Origin of the sequence: Microcystis sp. T1-4 (assembly GCF_000297435.1) — a bacterium.
Classification (GTDB): Bacteria; Cyanobacteriota; Cyanobacteriia; order Cyanobacteriales; family Microcystaceae; genus Microcystis.
On sequence record NZ_CAIP01000253.1, the window covers coordinates 1 to 2308 of the forward strand.

General features: G+C 40.4%; 2 protein-coding genes. Both read left to right on the forward strand.

The window, feature by feature from the left end; translation table 11 throughout:
* Positions 1-310: 310 nt before the first annotated feature.
* Positions 311-1099, forward strand: a complete 789-nt coding sequence (locus tag MICAI_RS15660; RefSeq protein ID WP_008203858.1) for an ABC transporter permease — start codon at positions 311-313, stop codon at positions 1097-1099.
* 157 nt (positions 1100-1256) lie between these two features.
* Entirely contained in the window at positions 1257-1841 is a 585-nt protein-coding gene (locus MICAI_RS15665) for a pseudouridine synthase (protein WP_008203860.1), read from the forward strand.
* The last annotated feature ends 467 nt before the right edge of the window (positions 1842-2308 follow it).

Below are 2308 nucleotides of genomic sequence, written 5' to 3' on the forward strand. Positions count from 1 at the left end.
GCAAGAGGTCTAATAATTGCAAGTTTTCCCTCCCTGACCTTGACAGCATTTTATCATAAGTAAGCTAAAACGGATTTTAACCGCCTATCCTTAAATTAGCTGAATCTCTCCCAATCCCTTTACTGTTGCCTTTTGCCTTTTGTCTCTTGCCTATCCTTAAATTAGCTGAATCTCCCCCAATCCCTTTACTGTTGCCTCTTGCCTATCCTTAGACGATGATTATTTTTCTGGTGCGAAAAGCTCGCCCTTGAAAAAGGGGACAATTATTAATTATTATTAAAAGTATATTTACTAATTAACCAAAATACCAGTGAAACTAGCTCAAGCTCAGACGATATTAACAGACACTTTAACCGTATTTTGGGGAGAATGGCTAGATTTACGCGCGAGAGTCCTTCAGATCGCCGCCACAGGTTTAGTTTCTCCCCTAATCTATATTATCGGTTTCGGGTTGGGGTTGGGAAGCGCCCTTGATCGCTCGATGAAACCCTCACTCGGCGATTCTTATCTAGAATTTATTTTACCCGGAATGGTGGCCCTGTCCTCAATGGCGATCAGTTTCGGGGGAACCACCTTTTCGATATGTGGCGATCGCTTATTTAGTAAAACCTTCGAGGAATTATTATTACTTCCCGTCCATCCCCTCTCATTATTTTTAGGCAAAGTTTTCGCGGGAATTTTGCGCGGTGTAATGACTTCTGCATCAGTGATTCTCGTTGCTATCTTATTTACAGGAAAATTTGTCAGTTTTCTCAATCCCCTCTTTTTATTAGTTTTAATCTTAAATTGTGCCGTCTTTGCCAGTTTAGGGGCAATTGTCGGATTGCGAGTTAAATCCCTCGAAAGTGTCGGTCTCTATAATAACTTTTTAATCGTGCCGATGTCTTTTTTAGGAGCAACTTTTTTCGATCCCCAAACCTTACCATGGCCATTAAAAATTATTGTTTATTCTTTACCCCTCACCTATGCTAGTCTGGGATTAAGAGCCGCAGCCTACGATATAAATCAATTTCCTTGGTTCGCTATCCCCATTTTATTAATCGTCGCTATTCTTCTCTCGATTGTCGGTGCTTATCAATTCTCCCATCAACGGGATTGAATCAGTTATCAGTTATCAGTAATCAGTTATCAGATTTAAGTATTCGGTGAACAGTATTAAGTGGCAAGTTCAGAGCTTTCTTTTCACGGATTACTGTTTAATTTTTACTGATAAAAGTAAAAAGCTCCTGACTCCTATCTCCTGACTCCTTTTTCCCTTGAATAAATATATCCTTTTTTATAAACCCTACGATGTATTATGTCAGTTTACTAATGAAAATGGGCGCTCGACTTTAAAAGATTATATTCCTATCCCAAACATCTATTCTGTCGGTCGTTTAGATAGGGACAGCGAGGGATTATTATTACTCACAGATAACGGTCAATTACAGCATCGTTTGGGTCATCGTCAATTTGCACATCCGCGCACCTATTGGGTACAAGTCGAAAGAATTCCAGACCTAAACGCTTTAGAAAAATTGCGTCAAGGTCTTCCTATACAGGATTATCGCACTCGACCGGCAATAGTTAGCTTACTAGATTTTGAACCGGATTTACCCCCCAGAGAGCCACCGATTCGTTATCGAAAATCTGTTCCCACCGCTTGGTTAGAAATTACCTTAACTGAGGGAAGAAATCGTCAGGTAAGAAGGATGACGGCTGCCGTTGGTTATCCCACTTTAAGATTAATTAGAACAGCCATTACTATTGACAAAAACAATAAATTATGCTTAACAGGATTACAACCTGGTCAATGGCGAGAAGTGACTGAAAAAGAGAGAAAAGCCTTAGAAAGGTTATAATTTCTGTAAGCAACCTTGATAAGTGGCGGGGTGGAATTAAATATAAAATGAACGTAGGTTGGGTTGAAGCATGAAACCCAACGCCCGCATGGGTTACGCTATCGCTAACCCATCCTACAAATAATTGTGCCTACCTACTTAAGTGGCGGGGTGGAATTAAATATATAGCAATTCCCATAGTTGTATGGAAATTACCTAGAGACTTAGAGGAATTACGTTTGCTAATTGGTCAACGACTCGAAGAAATGAATAAAGAGGTAATTGCTTCAATTGTTGGACGAGGTTATATCCTGGATGCTCTATCTGTAGTTGGCATTTAGAGAATTGGTATAAAAACGTCGATAACCACTCCTATTTGCTCAGTCCGTCAACTTCCATGTCTTCCCAGCCATTTCCCCCTGCCAGCACCGCAAGAATCGCAATGGTTAAAATATCCCCCAGTTGGTGCAAGGGAGTCCGTTCTATCC